The sequence below is a fragment of the Phaeobacter sp. LSS9 genome (assembly GCF_003443595.1).
Lineage (GTDB): Bacteria > Pseudomonadota > Alphaproteobacteria > Rhodobacterales > Rhodobacteraceae > Phaeobacter > Phaeobacter piscinae.
Genome location: NZ_CP031956.1, coordinates 3,422,949 through 3,441,943, shown reverse-complemented (window position 1 = coordinate 3,441,943; position 18,995 = coordinate 3,422,949). Strand labels below are relative to the sequence as shown.

At 62.4% G+C, this 18,995-nt stretch carries 17 protein-coding genes; 8 read left to right on the top strand and 9 right to left on the bottom strand.

All coding sequences use genetic code 11. From position 1 onward, the window contains the following. Positions 1-59: 59 nt before the first annotated feature. The 3 genes from glyS to D1820_RS16345 all read right to left on the bottom strand — a co-directional run bounded on the left by glyS (position 60) and on the right by D1820_RS16345 (position 3,708). Complete coding sequence (glyS, locus tag D1820_RS16355; protein WP_118069772.1) at positions 60-2,135, bottom strand: glycine--tRNA ligase subunit beta; 2,076 nt, start codon at positions 2,133-2,135, stop codon at positions 60-62. A 76-nt stretch (positions 2,136-2,211) separates the two neighbouring features. Continuing rightward, on the bottom strand, positions 2,212-2,745 hold the full coding sequence (locus D1820_RS16350) for a DUF6446 family protein (RefSeq protein WP_040172174.1): 534 nt from the start codon (positions 2,743-2,745) through the stop codon (positions 2,212-2,214). Positions 2,746-2,778: 33 nt separating this feature from the next. After that, on the bottom strand, positions 2,779-3,708 hold the full coding sequence (locus D1820_RS16345; RefSeq protein WP_118069771.1) for a glycine--tRNA ligase subunit alpha: 930 nt from the start codon (positions 3,706-3,708) through the stop codon (positions 2,779-2,781). A gap of 302 nt (positions 3,709-4,010) precedes the next feature. On the opposite strand from D1820_RS16345, the gene D1820_RS16340 reads away from it, so the two are divergent. Next, the gene (locus D1820_RS16340; RefSeq protein ID WP_118069770.1) at positions 4,011-5,810 is read left to right on the top strand and encodes a trypsin-like peptidase domain-containing protein; all 1,800 of its coding nucleotides are present in this window, start codon (positions 4,011-4,013) and stop codon (positions 5,808-5,810) included. Between the two features lie 109 nt (positions 5,811-5,919). On the opposite strand, the gene D1820_RS16335 is transcribed toward D1820_RS16340, so the two are convergent. From D1820_RS16335 to D1820_RS16320, 4 genes are all read right to left on the bottom strand, one after another. Beyond that, positions 5,920-6,561, bottom strand: a complete 642-nt coding sequence (locus D1820_RS16335) for an SDR family oxidoreductase (RefSeq protein ID WP_024098218.1) — start codon at positions 6,559-6,561, stop codon at positions 5,920-5,922. Between the two features lie 13 nt (positions 6,562-6,574). Continuing rightward, positions 6,575-7,108 carry a DUF1178 family protein gene (locus D1820_RS16330; RefSeq protein WP_118070268.1) on the bottom strand — a complete coding sequence of 178 codons (534 nt, stop codon included), beginning with the start codon at positions 7,106-7,108 and terminating at the stop codon, positions 6,575-6,577. A gap of 122 nt (positions 7,109-7,230) precedes the next feature. Further along, positions 7,231-8,022: an EcsC family protein gene (locus D1820_RS16325; RefSeq protein ID WP_118069769.1), complete on the bottom strand. Its 792-nt coding sequence runs from the start codon at positions 8,020-8,022 to the stop codon at positions 7,231-7,233. Positions 8,023-8,105: 83 nt separating this feature from the next. Then, entirely contained in the window at positions 8,106-8,615 is a 510-nt protein-coding gene (locus D1820_RS16320; RefSeq protein WP_118069768.1) for a GNAT family N-acetyltransferase, read from the bottom strand. Between the two features lie 210 nt (positions 8,616-8,825). Between D1820_RS16320 and D1820_RS16315 the strand changes: the two genes are divergently transcribed. Then, complete coding sequence (locus D1820_RS16315; protein WP_040172160.1) at positions 8,826-9,431, top strand: flavin reductase family protein; 606 nt, start codon at positions 8,826-8,828, stop codon at positions 9,429-9,431. Positions 9,432-9,440: 9 nt separating this feature from the next. Next, positions 9,441-10,082: a CatB-related O-acetyltransferase gene (locus tag D1820_RS16310; protein ID WP_118069767.1), complete on the top strand. Its 642-nt coding sequence runs from the start codon at positions 9,441-9,443 to the stop codon at positions 10,080-10,082. Positions 10,083-10,200: 118 nt separating this feature from the next. Here the strand turns inward: D1820_RS16310 and D1820_RS16305 are convergent, their stop codons facing one another. Further along, entirely contained in the window at positions 10,201-11,841 is a 1,641-nt protein-coding gene (locus D1820_RS16305; protein ID WP_118069766.1) for a SulP family inorganic anion transporter, read from the bottom strand. Positions 11,842-12,111: 270 nt separating this feature from the next. On the opposite strand from D1820_RS16305, the gene D1820_RS16300 reads away from it, so the two are divergent. The 5 genes from D1820_RS16300 (at position 12,112) to D1820_RS16280 (ending at position 17,504) form a co-directional block, all read left to right on the top strand. Beyond that, positions 12,112-13,503: a pentapeptide repeat-containing protein gene (locus D1820_RS16300; protein ID WP_162894111.1), complete on the top strand. Its 1,392-nt coding sequence runs from the start codon at positions 12,112-12,114 to the stop codon at positions 13,501-13,503. 198 nt (positions 13,504-13,701) lie between these two features. Next, entirely contained in the window at positions 13,702-14,562 is an 861-nt protein-coding gene (locus D1820_RS16295) for an S-methyl-5'-thioadenosine phosphorylase (RefSeq protein WP_371311719.1), read from the top strand. A gap of 202 nt (positions 14,563-14,764) precedes the next feature. Beyond that, the gene (locus D1820_RS16290; protein WP_040172078.1) at positions 14,765-15,304 is read left to right on the top strand and encodes an adenine phosphoribosyltransferase; all 540 of its coding nucleotides are present in this window, start codon (positions 14,765-14,767) and stop codon (positions 15,302-15,304) included. A 262-nt stretch (positions 15,305-15,566) separates the two neighbouring features. After that, on the top strand, positions 15,567-16,043 hold the full coding sequence (locus tag D1820_RS16285) for a fasciclin domain-containing protein (RefSeq protein WP_096788694.1): 477 nt from the start codon (positions 15,567-15,569) through the stop codon (positions 16,041-16,043). Positions 16,044-16,283: 240 nt separating this feature from the next. Next, positions 16,284-17,504, top strand: a complete 1,221-nt coding sequence (locus tag D1820_RS16280) for a CynX/NimT family MFS transporter (RefSeq protein WP_118069763.1) — start codon at positions 16,284-16,286, stop codon at positions 17,502-17,504. Positions 17,505-17,529: 25 nt separating this feature from the next. Here D1820_RS16280 and D1820_RS16275 read toward each other — a convergent pair whose 3' ends face one another. After that, positions 17,530-18,954, bottom strand: a complete 1,425-nt coding sequence (locus tag D1820_RS16275) for an FAD-binding oxidoreductase (RefSeq protein ID WP_118069762.1) — start codon at positions 18,952-18,954, stop codon at positions 17,530-17,532. Positions 18,955-18,995: the final 41 nt, after the last annotated feature.

Sequence of the window (18,995 nt, the reverse complement as noted above, 5' to 3'; positions counted from 1 at the left end):
CGGGTTTTAAGACTGTCATTCATGCGACGGGTGCAGCCGCGCGGCCTATTACGGCGCCCTTAACCTTCGATGCGGCTGAGGTCGGCAACCTGCCCACAGACTTTGCGGATCTGGCTGAGGAGGTTCAGACGATTGCGGCGCACCACCTCATTGTCCGAATTCACCTGCACCGCCTCAAAAAACGCATCCACCGGTGCGCGCAGCGCCGCCATGCTGCCCATGGCAGCCGCGAAATCTTCGGCTTCGATGGCCGAAGAGATCGCCCCCTCGCTGGTCGCCAGCGCATCAAACAGGGCAATCTCGCTGTCATCCTCGGCAAATTTCTTGTCCGCGCCATAGGAATATTCGACGCCATCCTTCTCCTCGGCCTGCGCCAGAATATTGTTGGCCCGCTTGAAGCCCTGCAACAGGTTGGGGCCATCCTCGGATTTCATGAAGTCTTCCAGCGCACGCGCCCGTTTCACCAGCAGCGTCAGGTCATCATTGCCGTCCATCGCGATGCAGGCGTCGATCACATCATGGCGGATACCCTGATCGCGCAGGAAGACCTTGAGGCGGTCGTGGAAGAAACCTAGCAGGTTTTGCGATTTCTTCTCAAACTCAGAAGAGTCTTCCGTTTTCATGGTGAAGACACCCAGCAGGCTCATCCGCACATCATTCTCCAGCACCAGCCGGATCACCCCCAGCGCGGCGCGGCGCAGGGCGAAGGGGTCTTTTGACCCGGTGGGCTTTTCATCAATCGCCCAGAAGCCGGTCAGCGTGTCCAGCTTGTCCGCCAGCGCCACGGCGACTGACACCGGCTCTGTCGGCACATCGTCAGACGGGCCAAGCGGCGAATAATGCGCTTCGCAGGCGTTGGCGACGTCCTGCGGCAGGCCAGCTGCATCGGCGTAGTAGCGGCCCATCAGGCCCTGCAGTTCCGGGAACTCATAAACCATTTCAGACGACAGATCGGCCTTCGCCACCCGCGCCGCCTGCTCTGCCAGATCCGCATCCGCGCCAACCACCGGCGCGATTTCCCGCGCCAGTGCAGCGATGCGGTCAATCCGCGCCGCCTGCGTGCCCAGTTTGTTGTGGAAGGTGACATTTCCCAGCTTCGCAACCCAAGGCTCAAACCCGTGTTCGGTCACCGTGCGCAGATCGTTCTCCCAGAAGAACTTCGCATCGGCCAGACGCGCCGACAGCACCTTTTGATTGCCCGCCAGAATGGTCGCGCCATTGTCGGCGGTCTCGCGGTTGGCAACGGTGATGAATTTCTCGATCCGCCCGGTCTTGGGATTGCGCACGGAGAAGAACTTCTGATGTTCTTTCATCGAGGTCTGCAGGACCTCCGGCGGCAGGGCCAGGAACTCATCGTCAATGGCGCCCATCAGCACCACCGGCCATTCCACCAGACCGGCAACCTCCGCCAGCAGCCCCTTGTCCTCGACAACCTCCAGACCGCTGGCGAAGGCCTGATTGGTGGCCTCCTGCCAGATCGCCGCTTCCCGCTCCGCCGGATCCAGCACCACATGGGCGCGCTTCAGCTTGGCAGCATAGTCATTAAACCCGGTGACAGTGATCTGATCGGGCGCCATGAAACGGTGACCATAGGTGGTATTGCCCGCCTGAATACCGTCGATATCCAGCGGCACCACCTCAGCGCCGTCTTCTTTCGACAGAATGCAGAGGATCGACTGCAGCGGGCGCACCCAGCGTAAAGTTCCGGTGCCCCAGCGCATCGATTTGGACCAGGGGAAATTGCGGATGGTGTCTTCCAGCACCTCGGCAATGATTTCTGCCGCCGGGCGGCCCGGCTTTTCGATCAGCGCGAAATAGACCGCGCCCTTGGGGGTGTCGCGCTCCTCCAGCTGGTCACGGGTCAGGCCCGCCCCACGCAGAAAACCTTCGATGGCCTTGTCCGGCGCACCCACTTTCGGCCCCTTGCGCTCTTCACGCACGGTTGGGGAATGCTCCAGCAGACCTTCCATGGCCAGCGTCAGACGACGCGGCGTCGACAGCGCATGAGCGCCGGCATAGGTCAGACCCGCCTCAACCAGACCATCGGTCATACGCTTTTTCAGATCCTCCGCCGCACGCGCCTGCATACGGGCCGGGATTTCCTCGGAAAACAGTTCAATCAGAAGATCAGGCATCAGATGTCCTTACGGATGGCCGCGCATCCGGGCGCAGCAATAAGAAGAGAAAGGGCAGACAGGGCGCAGGTGGTCATCAGTTCCCCTCGCCAGCCTCGGGCCGGGGCGGGCATTCCTCGCCCACAACGGTGCCGTCATAGGCTTTCTGGCCGCAGTCATTCAGCTCGTGCCAGACATAGCCGCGCCCTGCGTCGGTCACCGCCACGATCCGGTCCACGCCGTAGGAGATGTTCTTGACCGACAGGAAGCTCTCGGCGCGCCCCTCTGCCAGAGCTGCACCAATGGCTTCGGCATCGAAGCAGTCAAACCAACCCGGCGCATTACGCGGTTCCTTTTGATCCGACAGCACAAACAGCTGCGCCAGCTCTTCGGGCTTCAGATCGGTGGCAAAACAGGCGCGGTAACGAATGGGAGAGCTTTCGGCGTCAATCGCCTCAAACCCGCTGTAACGGATCGGCAATGGCTCTCCATCGCCAAGCGGCATCAACATCACATCGCGGCCCGGCTGCAGCGCGACGTCCTCGTAGAACCCATAGACCTGAAGGTAATACATCGCCGCCCCGGCCACGAGACCAGAGAGGATCAGGATCAGCGAAAGGAACTTGCCCATATCCGTGGACTCCTCGTGAAAGCGCGGCGCGGCTTACGCCGCGTGGCCGCCGGCTGCGGTCTGCACAAAGGCGTCGGCGCATTGTTTGGCCAGCGCCCGCACCCGACCGATATAGGCCTGACGTTCGGTCACCGAAATCACCCCGCGCGCATCCAGCAGGTTGAAGACATGGCTGGCCTTGATGCATTGGTCATACGCGGGATGCGCCATGACGATGCGTTTGCCGGTCTTCGGGTCGATATGCTCCTGTGCCAGAATGGCGGCGCATTCGGCTTCGGCCTCCTCAAAATGGCGCAGCAGGACTTCGGTGTTGGCCACGTCAAAGTTCCACCGCGCGTATTCTTCCTCGGTCTGCTTGAATACATCGCCATAAGACAGCGGGATCAGCGCGTCCGGGTCGTTGAACGGCATGTCCATCACGTGGTCAACGCCAAGGATATACATCGCCAGACGCTCCAGACCATAGGTCAGCTCACCCGATACAGGATGGCAGTCGTGGCCGCCAACCTGCTGGAAATACGTGAACTGCGAAACTTCCATACCGTCGCACCAGACTTCCCAGCCCAGCCCCCAGGCGCCCAGCGTCGGGCTTTCCCAGTCGTCCTCGACAAAACGGATGTCGTGCATCTCCATATCGACACCGATCGCTTCCAGCGAGCCGAGATACAGCTCCTGCAGGTTCGGCGGCGACGGTTTGATCAGCACCTGATACTGGTAATAGTGCTGCAACCGGTTGGGGTTTTCACCATAGCGCCCGTCCGTCGGGCGGCGCGAGGGCTGCACATAGGCCGCGGCCCAGGCCTTCGTGCCAAGCGCGCGCAGCGTTGTCGCCGGGTGAAAGGTACCGGCACCCACCTCCATGTCGTAGGGCTGCAGAATGGCGCAGCCTTTGGAAGCCCAGTAGGTCTGAAGCCTCAGGATGATCTCTTGGAATGAGCGCGGGGCGCCTTTGGTGTCGGTCATGTTTCTTCCCTATGGGGGCAGCAAATCCGGGGTTCTTCCTATGCAAGCCCCGGCCTAGGGTCAACGGCACATCGCGGCACAGGCCCGTCCAACCGCCCCGAAGCGCCCCCACTGGCCCGCTTACCCCCGTCAGCGGCCAGTCAGCGTCCAGTCAGACCATCGGCAAACGGCCGTCAGGCCAGCGTCAAAGCCCGAATTTGGCATCAGCGCCCCGGTTTTCCCCCTGCGAAGAGGAGTTCCCTTCGCGCCGCGAAAGTGGTTATGTGCGCGCCAACGATCGATCACCCGATAGAGGCCTTTTGATGAAGACTTTGATTGCTACGCTGGCACTGTCCCTGATGGCGCTGGCAGCCGCCTTTTCAGGCGTTGCCACCGCCCAGACCAGCCCCCAACAATCCGCACAGGACACCGTCTGGATCCAAATCGCCGCCCGCGCCTCGCTGCGCGAAGCCCAGTCCGAGGCGCAGGAGTTTGCCGCCCGCCTGCCCGATGTCTCCGGTTTCGCACTCGGCGGTGGCTGGTACGGTATCGTGCTTGGCCCTTATGCGCGCAACGATGCGGATCGGGTGTTGCAGGTCTACCGCGCCGAACGTCAGATCCCGCGCGACAGTTTCATCGCTTTTGGCCGCAACCTTGGCAATCAGTTCTACCCGACAGCGGCCAGCGCAAACACCGAAACGCAGCCCTCCGTCGAAAGCCCGGTTCTGGAGCCCATCGACCCCGCAGTGGTGACCGAGGCGCCGGCAGACCCGGCAGCCTCCGCCCAGACACTGCTGCCTGATGAAACCCCCGCCGAGGCCCGCCGCAGCGAATCCCGCCTCACCCGCGAAGAGCGCAAGGATCTGCAGATCGCGCTGAAGGCGGCCGGGTTCTACACCTCCACCATCGACGGGGCCTTTGGTCGTGGCACCCGTGGGTCCATGTCGGACTGGCAGTCGGCGCGTGGCTATGCGCCCACCGGTGTGCTGACCACGGCCCAGCGTCAGGCCCTGATGGATGAATACAACGCGCCGCTGATCTCCGTCGGTATGGCCCCGCTTACGGATACAAAGGCCGGGATCGCGCTGAACATCCCCGCTGGTGAGGTCACCTTTGACCGTTATGAATCGCCCTTCGCCCTGTTCAAGAGCAGCGGTGATCTCGGCGCGCAGGTCCTCCTGATCAGCCAGCCCGGCGACAAACGCACGCTCTATGGTCTTTATGACATCATGCAGACGCTGAAGATCGTGCCGCTGGACGGCCCGCGCCAGCGCAGCGGCAACAGCTTCACCCTTGAAGGGCGTGGCAATGGTATCGTCTCCTACACCGAGGCCCGGCTGGCCAACGGGGAGATCAAAGGCTTCACGCTGGTCTGGCCGATGGGCGATGATGATCGCCGCGCCCGTGTGCTGGCCGAGATGCAAAACAGCTTCGAACGTATTGATGGCGTGCTTGACCCCGCCGCCGGGGCCGATGCACCGCAGAATGTCGATCTGGTCTCCGGTCTCGACGTGCGCAAACCGCGCCTGTCGCGCTCGGGCTTCTATGTCGATGCCAAGGGCAGCGTTGTGACCACCTCTGATGTGGTTGCGGGCTGCGCGCGGGTTACGCTGGATCACGAATATCAGGCCGAGGTTGCCTTCAACGACAGTGCCGCGGGGATTGCCGTGTTGCGCCCGGTTGAGCCGCTCGCTCCGATGGCCGTTGCCACTCTCGCCAGCGCCTCTGCGCGCCTCCAGTCCGATATCGCCGTGTCCGGTTTCTCTTATGAGGGCGTTCTGGGCGCTCCAAGCCTCAGCTGGGGCAGCCTGCAGGATGTAAAAGACCTCAGCGGCAACACAGGTGTCTCGCGTCTGCAACTGACCAGCCAGCCAGGCGATGCAGGCGGTCCGGTGCTGACCACGGATGGCGCCGTCCAAGGCATGTTGCTGAGCCAGAGCAAAGGCGCCACGCAGCTGCCCGACGGCGTCAGCTTCGCCGCCAACGCCGATAGTCTGCGCAGCGCGCTGAGCAGCGCCGGGGTGACCGTCACAGACGCCAGCGCCGGGGCCACGGCCCTGCCCGTTGGGGCCCTCACCCGTCAGGCCAGCGGTATGACCGTATTGGTCAGCTGCTGGGAGTGATCAGCCGCTGCCACGGCACTCCAAAAAATCAACAAAGGCCGGAGCACTTCTACTCCGGCCTTTTTTCATATATCTAGACACGCCTGCGCAAAGGAGTATGAAGCGTGGCTCAATAGGCGTGGATACGCCCGTCCCAGGTGTGAAAACAGCCGGTGGTTTCCGTGCTCAGCACATCAAATTCATGCATCAGCCCAGCCACGGATTCCTGCACCGAGATATCGCCCTCATCGCCACCCATATCGGTGCGCACCCAACCGGGGTGATAAATCCCGACGGCAATTCCTTCGGGCAGCAGATCAGTGGCCAGATTGCGCCCGATGTTCAGCGCCGCCGCCTTTGAGGCGCGATAGGCATAGCTGCCGCCGGGCGCGCGGGCGTGGCTTGCCATCTGCGAGGAAATGATTGCGATCTTCGGATCCGCCGCCAACCGCAGGTTCGGCAACAGCGCCTGCACCGTCAGGAAGACACCGGTGACATTGGCCGCCAGCGTCTTGCCCCAGACCTCAGCCGAGTAATCCTCCAGCGCCATCGATTTATCGAGGTAGACCCCGGCATTGCAGACCAGAAGATCCACCGGACGCCCCTTCAGCTGCGCGGCAAACCGCGCCTGCTGACCGGGATCAGTCACATCCAGTCGCACACCAGAGGAATGATCGCGCGAGGTGCCGGTCACCTCGTGCCCCTCCTCCCGCAGCTTGGCCACCAATTCACGGCCAATGCCCCGGCTGGTTCCTGTCACGACGACATGCATAAACGGTCTTCCTTCAATTGGTTTTTCTATTGGGCAGGAAGGGCAGCGGCAGCACCGGCACGCCCTCCTCGATCAGGGCCTTTGCCTCTTCCGGCTTGGCCTCACCGTGAATCGCCCGCTCTGGTGTGTCGCCCAAATGCATGGCGCGCGCCTCACTGGCAAAATCCTTACCGACGTAATCTGAATTTGTCTCGACCTTGCGCCGCAGCTCGGCCACCGCCGCCTCCAACTCTCCCGAGGGGGTGCTCAGCGCGCCTGCTCCAGGTGCCACCGCCGCCGGGGGGCGTGACGGCGCAGCGGTGGCTGGCGCAGGTGGCGACATCTTAGCAGGCGCAGCCGCATTGCCTGGCTCAGCCTCCCCGACCGGGGACACGGCCTTGCGACCGGGGCGCACCCGCGGTGCCATGATCGCCTTTTCAACCTGACTGGAGCCGCAATGCGCGCAGGACACCATCCCTGCCGCTGCCAACTTATCAAAAGCGGCAGCCGACTGGAACCAGCTGTCAAAACGATGCCCTTCGGCGCATTTCAGAGCGTATCGTATCATCACCATCACTCTTATCAGGAGGGGATGATTAAATCTTCAATCCCCCGAAGTGCAAGGGCAGAAGCGCCCGCGCCACAGTTCACGTCACATCGGTGCCGCAGGTTCGGGCCGCGATGGACGATCTAACGCGGGGCCAGCAACCGGTCCTGCAGCCGCGCAACCAGAACCTCATGCGGCTGATCCGCCGCAACAGCAAGCCGGCGCAACCCGAAATGCACCCGCGCCATTTCCTGATAGTAGCCCGCGTAGACAAAATTGGTCGTGGCCCCGGCAACAGCCCCCAACACCGGCACGGTCTGTGCCGCCAGTTTCTGGCCCAGCACCACACTGAGCCGGGGCGCCACCTGGGCAATCAGCTTTTGCACCGCGCCACCGGTCAGCCCCAGCCTCAGCGACAGAAACCCCAGGTCAGCGCCGTCATCCGCCGCCAGCGGCCCCGCTGAGGCAAACACCCGGATACAGTCAAAGCGCACGCCATCTGCCTCGGGGTCAAAACCTTCTTCGGCGGCCACCCCCTGTATGCTGCGCAACAGGAACGCCGTTGTTGCAGGCAGCTCCACCAGCGCGCCCGGCAGACCGCCCATCCCCCCCGCAGCGCCCATCGCAGCACTCACCGCGCGATTGACACCGGAGGGCTGGTCCGGCAACACCCGCCGAGACCCGCTGGCCCCCTGCATCGCCAATTGCAGCGCCTGCTCGGTGGCACCATCCAACCGGCTCCGCACCGAGGCGGGCAGTTTGTCCAAAAGCCCGTCGACAGAGCCGCCCAGAAGGTTCAGGATCTGGATCCCGAGCCCACCGGCCGCGCGATAGCGCTCCGCCAACGCCGTCAGCTCCGCCTCCACGGCGGCAGCGTCCAGCGGCTTGGTCAGGTCCGTGTTTAGGGCCGTATCAGGGGTCAGGATCTCACTCATAGCGCACCTCTTGTTGCAGAAAATGTTTGTATTCCCGCCCCGTATTTCAAGATAGCAACCGTTCGCCGCCGCCACCAAACCCCTCAGCCCGGCGTCTGCGACCCGCTCCAGCGCAGCACCTGACCGTGCACATTCGCCCAGCTTTCAGGCACCAGATCCAGCCCCAGCACCCGGTCCGGGTTTGTCGGCGGCGGCATGTCGACCCCGCACAATGGGGTGAAGCCGAAGCGGACATAATAGGGCGCGTCCCCGACCAGCAGGACCCGGCTCCAGCCACGCTCTGCCGCCTTGGCAAGGCTGTCACGGATCAGCGCACCGCCCAGCCCCTCCCCCTGATGGGTCGGGTGAACGGCCACCGGCCCCAGCAGCAGCGCAGGCCATGCCGCATCGCCGATCCGCACTGGCCAGAACCGGATCGCCCCGGCCAGAATGCCGCCCTCGTCCCGCGCCACCTGGCTCAACCCGTTGACCGGCGGCACGGCTTCGCGCAGGCGATAGGACGACAGCGCCTCGCGCCCCGGCGCAAAGCACAGATCATAAAGCGCCTCGACCTCCCACCGGTCCTCGGGCTGCTCTGCCTTCAATTCAATCACGCCGCCCTGCCTCCACGCCCGTCGCCGTCCCTGCCGACACGGATCGTGACTGTCGCACCTGCGGGCTTTGTCCCACAGCGCGCGGCAATCTCTCCCGGCAGGCTGGTCATCGGCCTAACACGGGCGTAAGCCTTGGGCAAACCCCGGCGACCGGATCCGCGAGCAAAACCAGCGCGCTACCGCCTTCGCCAAGACATAGGAGACCCGCAGATGTTCTACCGCCCAGAAGATGGCCACGGCCTGCCGCACAACCCGTTCAACGCCATTGTGACCCCGCGCCCCATCGGCTGGATCTCGTCACGCGGGGCGGACGGCGGCAACAATCTCGCGCCCTATTCCTTTTTCAACGCGGTCGCCTATGAACCGCCGCAGGTGATGTTTGCCTCCACCTCCGCCAAGGCGGATCGCGACGGCACCAAGGACAGCGTCGCCAATATCGAGGAGACCGGCGTGTTCTGCGTCAATGTGGTGTCTTATGCGCTGCGGGATGCGATGAACGCCAGCTCTGCACCGCTGCCAAAGGACATCAATGAGTTCGAACATGCAGGGCTTGAGATGGCCGATTGCGAGACCATCAGCTGTGGCCGCGTCGCCGCCGCCCCCGCCGCGCTGGAATGCAAATTGACGCAGATCGTGACCCTGCCCGGCGCTGCCAACAAGGTGGTCTTCGGCGAGGTGGTCGGCGTCCATCTGGATGACAGCTGTCTGAACGACGGCACCTTTGATGTCACCCGGTTCCAGCCGCTGGCACGCCTTGGCTATCGCGACTACTCTGTTGTCCGAGATCTCTTCTCCCTCACCCGCCCCGACCAATGAGGCCCTGCAATGCCCCTTCCCGATCCAAGGCGCCGCAATCCCATCACTCTGCCCGACGGCACCGCGCACGCAGGCACCGTGATGCTGGCCGAGGCGATTGACCACCCGAATTTCACCATCGGTGCCTATACCTATGCCTCCGCCTTTGAGCCGCCATCGGACTGGGCCAGCCGCCTGGCTCCCTATCTTTTTGCCGGATCCCGTGAACGGGTGGTGATTGGCAAGTTCTGCCAGATCGCCGACAGCGTGCGCTTCATCACCGCCTCCGCCAATCACGCGCAGGATGGGCTCAGCTGCTATCCTTTTCCGGTGTTTGACCAGACCCAGATGGCGGGGTTTCAACCCGATACCCGCGATACTATCGTGGGCAATGATGTCTGGATCGGCTATGGCGCGATGATCCTGCCCGGTGCAAAAATCGGCGATGGGGCGATCATCGGCGCAGGCGCCGTGGTGCGCGGCTCCATCCCGCCCTATGCCATCGCCACCGGAAATCCCGCCACCGCCGTAAGGCACCGGTTTTCCAAGCCGCAGATTGCCCGGCTTCTGGCTTTGAAGTGGTGGGATTGGCCAGCCGATCTGATCAGCCGCGCAGAACCGGCCCTTCTGGCCGGGGATCTCGACATGCTGGAGGCTCTGGCCCCGGATTGAACCGGGATCGAACCGGGGCTGATCGCGGATCGGCCACCCAGCCGGAACACCCCCAAAAACGACAAAACCCGCGACCCCCTTGGGGCCGCGGGTTTTGTTTTTGCCAATCCGGCACGCGTCAGTGGCCGCCCAGGATCCCGGTCTTGACCGAGTAATCGACCGCAACCTGATAGTCCGGGTCGTCATCGCTATCGACCATCAGATGGCCCGCCTTGGTCAACAGCTGATGACAGTCGCGGCTCAGGTGGCGCAGCACCACAGCCTTGCCCTCGGCCTCATACTTGCCGGCCAGTGCCTCAATCGCCTGCAACGCCGACTGGTCCACCACCCGGCTGCGGGCAAAGTCCACAATCACATGATCCGGATCGCCTGCTACGTCAAACAGCTCGATGAACCCATCGGTAGAGCCAAAGAACAGGGGCCCCTCGATCTCATAAACCTTGGCGCCTTTGTCGCTTGCGGACTCGCGGGTATAGGCGTGAATGCGGCGCGCATTGTTCCAGGCATAGGCCAGGGCTGAGACGATCACCCCCACCACAACGGCAATCGCCAGGTCGGTCATCACTGTCACCACGGTCACCAGCACAATGACAAAGGCGTCCATCAGCGGCACTTTGGTCATCACCTTGAAGCTGTTCCAGGCAAAGGTGCCGATCACCACCATGAACATCACCCCCACAAGCGCCGCCAGCGGGATCTGCTCGATCAGCGGCGAGGCCACGACAATGAACGCCAGCAGGAACAGCGCCGCAGTAATGCCCGCAATCCGCGTCCGGCCGCCGGATTTCACGTTGATCATCGACTGGCCGATCATCGCGCAGCCGCCCATGCCGCCAAAGAAACCAGTCACCACATTGGACGCGCCCTGCGCAATGCACTCCTGACTTGCCCCGCCGCGCTTGCCGGTGATCTCGCCCACCAGGTTCAGCGTCAGCAGGCTCTCAATCAGACCAATCGCCGCCAGAATGACCGCATAGGGCAGGATGATCCACAGCGTCTCCAGCGTGAAGGGCGCAAGGGCAGTGCCATAAAGCCCCTCACCCGTGCCAAACGGGTTGTGGAAAGACGGGAAACCACCTTTGATTGAGGCCATATCCCCCACGGTCGGCACATTGATCCCAAAGGCAATCACCAGCGCCGCCATAATGCCAATCCCCGCCAGCGGCGCCGGGATGATTGCGGTGATCTTGGGCGTGCCCCAGATGATCAGCATGGTCAGCCCCACCAGCCCCAGCATCATCATCAACTGCGGACCCGCCAGCCAGGCCTCAGTGTTGCTCGGATCCTTGAACTGCGTCAGCTGCGCCAGGAAGATCACAATCGCCAGACCGTTCACAAAGCCCAGCATCACCGGATGCGGCACCAGCCGGATGAACTTGCCCCAATGCATGACACCGGCGATGATCTGCAGGATCCCCATCAGCACCACGGTGGCAAAGAGGTATTCAACCCCGTGCTGTGCGACCAGCGCCACCATGACCACCGCCAAGGCGCCCGTCGCACCGGAGATCATGCCCGGTCGGCCGCCGAACACAGCCGTGATCAACCCCACCATAAAGGCCGCATAAAGCCCCACCAGCGGATGCACCCCGGCGACAAAGGCAAAGGCCACCGCCTCGGGCACCAGCGCCAGCGCCACGGTCAGGCCGGACAGCAGCTCCGTGCGCACGCGGGAGACGGTAAAGCCCTCATCCTGCATGATGGAAAGATTGGGCGGTGAAATCTGCTTGGCGAGCGTCGCCATAATGCCGCGTGTCATGGGGTCACCTGTGATCGGGAAAGGGTCATGTTAGCGCCGCCCCTAGCGGAATTCCGCCATTGGGGCAAGGGCGCGGCCCTTGGCGCCGCTTTCCATGAGGCCCAACCGCTGATTGGGTCACCCCTCCTGCCCAATTGTTTCGCACGCGAAACATTGCGGCAGCGCTGCTGACATTAAACTTAAGCGGTTGGTAACACTTAGCCACTCGCCCACCTTGAAATGCCCGACGATCCAGTGAACTGTCCTTCCATTGGGATTAGGGGATTTGTGATGCAGCGATTTCGGAGCATTGAGGATTTAGAAGCAATGCTTGGGGCCAACCTTTCGCCGGCGGAACAAAAACTCATTATTATCTGTTCCCAACCGTCGCTAAAAGGCGCTGTATACGATTTCGGTGGGCCAGTTGACGGCGGAAGAGAGGCGAACTTAGAACCCGGCAGGCAAATCCGAACAGAAATACTGCTGCATTGTCTCTACGATTTCTTTGAAACTTGGTCTCAGCGAAATCGCTTGTTCAAAATTGCAGGCGCCCAAATTGTTGGTGAACTTCCGTTTCTCGCCGATAGCAGAATAGCGGCTTCAATCATCTTTGACAGCTGCACTTTTCAAGCAGACATTGAAGCTCCACGCCTCAAAGTCGATGGCGACCTCGTCTTCAAAAATTGCCATATTCAATATCTGGATCTCAGCGGCGCAAAAATCGCGGGAGACCTCAGCTTCGAAGGGCTAAATTCAAGAGGCAGTCACGACCGGGACGGTCGCTCTCTACGGCTTCAGAACATATGCGTTGGTGGTGCTCTCATCATTCGAAAATCCGACACCAATAACACTGTTTCCGGAGTAATTGATTTAACGGCGGCCTCGGTCGGCTCTCTCATTGATGATGCCCATTACTGTAGCGGCCAAGCACAATATATCCTCGCTGGGTTTACCTATAATCGCCTCGGCGGCGCAGCACCTAAAGATGCCAAGAACCGACTTACGTGGCTGGCAAAGGGTGACACTTGGCAGCATCACTTTTCACCCCACCCCTACAAACAACTCGCCAAGGTTCTGCACGACATGGGGCATGAGGCGGATGCAACCAAAATCCGGGTCGCACTCGGAAAAAAGCTGCGACACCACGCCCGCAAAGAGCGCATCGCAAACGCCAAACACCCCATTCACCGCCTGTGTACCATGGCAACAACGCCCGCCCTTTGGATCTGGCATAGCCTCTCCCTGCTCCTGACGGGCCATGGCTTTCGCCCAGAACGCAGCCTGATCGCCTTGGTGCTCCTGTGGGTGCTCGCCACCATCCCCGCCCACCTTGCCTGGGAGGAAGGCAGCTTTGCCCCCAATTCGGCAGTTGCGCTACAATCAGAGAGCTGGGCGATATACGACGCAGACAACAACCACCCGCCTCATCCCAACCCAGCCAACGACTGGAGCCTGACCTCCAGCATTGGCCGCGACTGGGAAAGCTTCTCTGCCATCGCCTACGCCGCTGACGTTGTGGTTCCGATCATCGACTTGGGCCAGACCGACGCCTGGGCACCTTCGACCGAACGGGGCTGGTGGGGCAAGCAGCTATGGTGGCTGCGCTGGGTCTTCACCACCCTGGGCTGGATCGTTACCGCCCTTGGCGCGGCGGCTTTGACGGGGATTATCCGGCGCGAGTGACCGCCGCCTGTCATCTTTCCCCAAATACTCTCGCCGAAGGCCTTGATGCCGCCCAAGGGGCGGTATCAATCACATCATCGCGGTGCCGCCCATTGGGCGGGATCAATCAATTTCCCCCCGGACGCTTGTCAAACCAGCCCCGGCTCATGCACAACCAAGTGAGCAGCACAAGGGACAGATCACGTGACACAGGATACAATGATTGCGGTTATCGGCGGCTCGGGCCTCTATGACATCGACGGTCTCAATGACGCCGAGTGGGTCACGGTGGAAACTCCCTGGGGGGCGCCCTCCGATCAGATCCTGACCGGGAGCTTGGACGGCGTGAAAATGGCCTTCCTGCCCCGTCACGGGCGCGGCCATGTGCATTCCCCGACCGAAGTCCCCTACCGCGCCAATATCGACGCGCTGAAGCAGCTTGGGGTGACGGATGTGTTCTCGATCTCCGCCTGCGGCTCCTTCCGCGAGGAGATGGCGCCGGGGGATTTTGTCATCGTTGATCAGTTCATCGACCGGACCTTCGCGCGCGAGAAAAGCTTCTTTGGCACCGGCTGTGTCGCCCATGTCAGCGTCGCGCACCCCACCTGCGAACGGCTCTCGGACGCGGCGGAGGCGGCGGGCAAAGATGCTGGCATCAAGATCCACCGCGGCGGCACCTATCTCTGTATGGAGGGGCCGCAGTTCTCCTCCATGGCGGAAAGCAAGATGTATCGCAGCTGGGGCTGTGACGTGATCGGTATGACCAATATGCCCGAGGCAAAACTCGCCCGCGAGGCGGAGCTCTGCTATGCCTCCATCGCCATGGTGACGGATTTCGACAGCTGGCACCCTGAACATGGTGCGGTGGAAATCACCGACATTATCGCCACCCTCACCGGCAACTCCGCCAAGGGCCGCGCGCTGGTCCAGCGCCTGCCTGCGCTCTTGGGTCAGACCCGCGCCGCCTGCCCGCACGGCTGCGATACCGCGCTGGAATACGCCATCATGACCGCGCCGGAGAAACGCGACCCCGCCCTGCTTGCAAAGCTGGATGCTGTCGCTGGCCGCGTTCTGGGCTAAAACCCGCGCCCTGCCCCTGATGACCCTGATTGGTTCTGAAAGGTCACAGCCGCAAAAGACAACGGGCACGGGCGGACCCTGCCCTTGTCTGCACCGCGCCCATCAGCGACATATCTTTGGCCGCGCCGCTGCCTATGGGCCGCCGTGGCAAAGACACCGCCCAAAAGGCGATCCATAGAGACGACCAAAAAGGGGACACCCCATGGCCCGCAAAACCGCAGTCAAAGACTACATCCGTACCATCGTCGATTTCCCTCATGAGGGCATCATGTTCCGCGATGTCACCACGCTCTTTGCCGACCCGCGCGGGTTTCGCATGGCCATTGACCAGATGCTGCACCCCTATGCGGGCGAGCAGATCGACAAGGTTGTGGGGCTAGAGGCGCGCGGCTTCATCCTCGGCGGCGCCATTGCGCATCAGCTGAGCGTTGGCTTCGTGCCGATCCGCAAGAAGGGCAAACTGCCCGGCACCACCATCAGCCAGGAATACAAACTGGAGTATGGCGAGGCGATCATGGAAGTGCATGACGACGCCATCCAGCCCGGCGAGAAGATCCTGGTCGTGGACGACCTACTCGCCACCGGCGGCACGGCGGCAGCAGGCATCAAATTGATTGAGCGTCTGGGCGGCGAAATCGTCTCCTGTGCCTTTGTCATTGATCTGCCGGAACTCGGCGGGCGCAAGGTGCTTGAAGATCTTGGCATGGATGTCACCGTGCTCTGCGAATTTGAGGGCGCCTGATACCGCGCCCGCCCGCAGCAAACTGGCTGTGATCCGTCCCTGAACACATTGGAAACAGGGGTGGATCACCTGAAAATTGCTGGCAAACCTATCTTCTCAATCACATAAATGTGAGTGGAAATTATAAGGGCGCGTGGCTTAGGCGGCGCGCCTTTCTTGTCAACTTGCGCCCGGCGAAAACCCGCCAGATCCAAACCGCAATCCTCCCCGTAACACCGTCAATGCCAGCTTGGGCATGCAATCAAAACAGAGGAATGTACTCATGATCCGCAAGACACTTCTGACCGCCGCCGCAACCATGGCGCTCGCCACCTCCGCCTTCGCCGGTGGCCATGCCAAGGACATTGTCGACACTGCCGCGGGTGCTGGGGATTTCTCAACACTGGTTGCTGCGGTGCAGGCCGCTGGTCTGGTTGACACGCTGAAGGGCGACGGGCCTTTCACTGTCTTTGCCCCGACCGATGCTGCCTTTGCCGCTCTGCCCGCAGGCACTGTAGAGGAGCTGCTGAAGCCGGAAAACAAGGACAAGCTGGTCGAGATCCTGACCTATCACGTGGTTCCCGGCAAGGTGATGTCCGGTGATCTGGTTGATGACATGAAGGCCGCAACCGTCCAGGGCAGCGAAGTCACCATTGATCTGGACAGCGGCGTGATGGTGGATGAGGCAACGGTCACAACAGCAGATATCGAGGCTGAAAACGGCGTGATCCACGTCATCGACACCGTGATCATGCCCTAATATTCAGGCGGGATGGCCAGCGAAGCGGTTCGCGCGGCCCCATCCCTGAGTGGCGCGCCTGCTCCTGCGGCCTTTTTCCTTTCGGACCACGGGATAGGGGCGCGGCCACAGTCGGCGGCGACGGCCCGAGATACCGCCGCCGAAATAACCTGCGGTGATTGACACCCCTGCTGTCCCTCTCCCCTCTTGGAAGGGGTGATAATCATTGCAGCATGTCGGCGCGTCTCATAGCGTGCCGACATGTCCACCTCTGCTATCCTCGACAGCCGCTATTCCTGGACCAGACTTCTGGTCACGCTGGCCATTGCCACGGTCGCGAATGTCGGCATGTGGGCGGTGATTGTGGTCATGCCCGCGGTCGAGGTCGAATTCGGCGCCGATCGCGCTGCGGCCTCGCTTCCTTATACATTGACGATGATCGGCTTTGCCGTGGGCAATCTGGTGATTGGCCGGCTGGTTGACCGGTTCGGCATTACGCTGGCGCTTTGCGCGGCGGCGCTGCTCAGTGCTGTCAGCTACGGGTTGGCGATGCTGGCGCCGGATATGATCTGGCTGTCGGCAGCGCATCTGTTTCTGGGGCTGGGCACGGCGGCCGGCTTTGGGCCGCTGATTGCCGATATCTCCCATTGGTTTCAACGACGGCGCGGCATTGCGGTGGCACTGGTCGCCAGCGGCAATTACCTCTCCGGTGCGATCTGGCCCACGGCGCTGGCCGGAATGCTGGCCGAAAGCGGGTGGCGCAGCGTCTATGCCACCCTTGCCGGGGTCACGCTGCTGGTGGTGATCCCGCTGTCGGTGGTCTTGCGACGCCGCATCGCACTCAGCGCGCAGGGTGACAGTGCCGCGACCTCCGCCAGCAATGCCGCACGGGTGGGGCTCTCTCCGCGTCAGCTGCAATGGATATTGGGGCTGGCAGGCATCGGCTGCTGCGTCGCCATGTCGATGCCGCAGGTTCATATCGTCGCCTATTGCGTTGGTCTTGGCTATGGCCCGACGGTGGGGGCTGAAATGCTGTCGCTGATGTTGCTGGGCGGCGTGGTCAGCCGGGTGATTTCCGGTCTGGTGGCGGATCGGTTTGGCGGCGTGCGGACACTGCTGGTGGGGTCCATCCTGCAATGTATCGCGCTGTTTCTGTACCTGCCGTACGACGGTATGGTCTCGCTCTATCTGGTCAGCGCCATCTTCGGGCTGGCACAGGGCGGTATCGTGCCGAGCTATGCGTTGGTGGTGCGGGAATACATGCCCCCGCAGGAGGCAGGCACCCGCGTGGGGTTCGTGATGATGATGACCATCCTTGGCATGGCGCTGGGGGGCTGGATGTCGGGCTGGATCTACGACGTCAGCGGATCCTATCAGCTGGCCTTTGTGAACGGGATCTTCTGGAACGGGCTCAATATCGCGATCATGGTGCTGCTGCTGATGCGCAGTCGACCCGCCCGCCCACGGATGCAGCCAGCCTGAGCTGCCTTACCTGTCCTACCTATTCTTAGTCGGCGAGCGGCACCACGGCACCGGGGTTCATGATACCGTGCGGATCCAGCGCCTGTTTGATCGCCCGCATCGCCGCCAGTTTCACCGGATCACCATAGCGCTGCAGATCCGCCACCTTCAGCCGTCCGATGCCATGTTCAGCACTGACCGAGCCGCCGTACTCATGGGTCAGATCATGCAAGCAGCGCTTCACATCGCTGCGCAGATGCTCATAGGCGCTGCGATCCTGCCCCTGTGCGGGGAAGACGTTGTAGTGCAGGTTGCCATCGCCCAGATGACCAAAGCAATTAACCCGCATATCCCCCAGCGCTGCCAGACGCTTGCCGCCCTCGGCAATGAAATCGGGAATACTCGAAATCGGGACCGAAATGTCGTGGCTGGAGACCGAGCCGATACGGCGATTGCCCTCGGGGATATGCTCGCGCACCGACCACAGCGCCTGCCGCTGCGCCTCTGACTGGGCGATAACGCCATCGGCGCAAAGCCCGGCCTCAAATGCGCGCTCGAACACTGCCGCCAGCGCCTCCGCCGGGCTGCGCCCGCTGGGCAGACCAAGATCAATCAGCACACACCATTCAGGCAAATCGTCAAACGGCAGGCGCAGATTCGGCAGGGTCTCGCGCAGGAACTCAAGCCCCTGCCGGTGGATCAGTTCAAAGGCGCTGATCGTCTCGCCCAGTTGATCACGCGCCAGCGTCAAAAGGTCAATCGCCGCCGCCGGGCAGGCCACCGTCAGGATCGCGGTGCCCTTTTCCGCCGGGATCGGCGAAAGCTTCAGCGAGGCGGCGGTGATGATGCCCAAGGTGCCCTCAGCCCCGATCAGAAGATTGCGCAGGTCATAGCCGGTGTTGTCCTTGCGCAGGCGGCTGAGGCCCTGCCAGATCTCACCAGTGGGCAGCACCGCCTCCAGCCCCAGACAGAGATCGCGGGCGTTGCCGTAACGCAGAACATTGACGCCGCCGGCATTGGTCGCCAGCGTGCCGCCAATCCGCGCCGTACCCTCTGCCGCCAGTGACAGCGGAAACAACCGACCCGCCGCCTGCGCGGCGGCCTGCACATCGGCCAGTATCGTGCCCGCCTCAACCGCGATCACGTTCTCCTGCGGGTAAACTCCGCGCAGGGCGGTCATCCGCTCCAGCGAGATCACCAGCGGTGCCGGCCCCTCCGCGCCCATGATCTGTCCGCCGACAAGCCCGGTGCCGCCGCCATAGGGCACCACCGGCACACGGGCGGCATGGGCGGCCCGCAGAAGTGTCGCGACCTCCTCAGTCCTGCGCGGCAAGGCCACAACACCCGCCTGCCCGTGATAGCGGCCACGCGGCTCTTCCAGATACCGGGGGTCCGCCGCGCGCAGGGTATCCTCGGGCAGCAAAGCGCGCAGATGGTCGATAAAACCGGTGTCAGCAGGGTTCAGGGTCATGCGCGTCTCTCCTATTGCCGTGCTATGGTCGATCGCGCCCA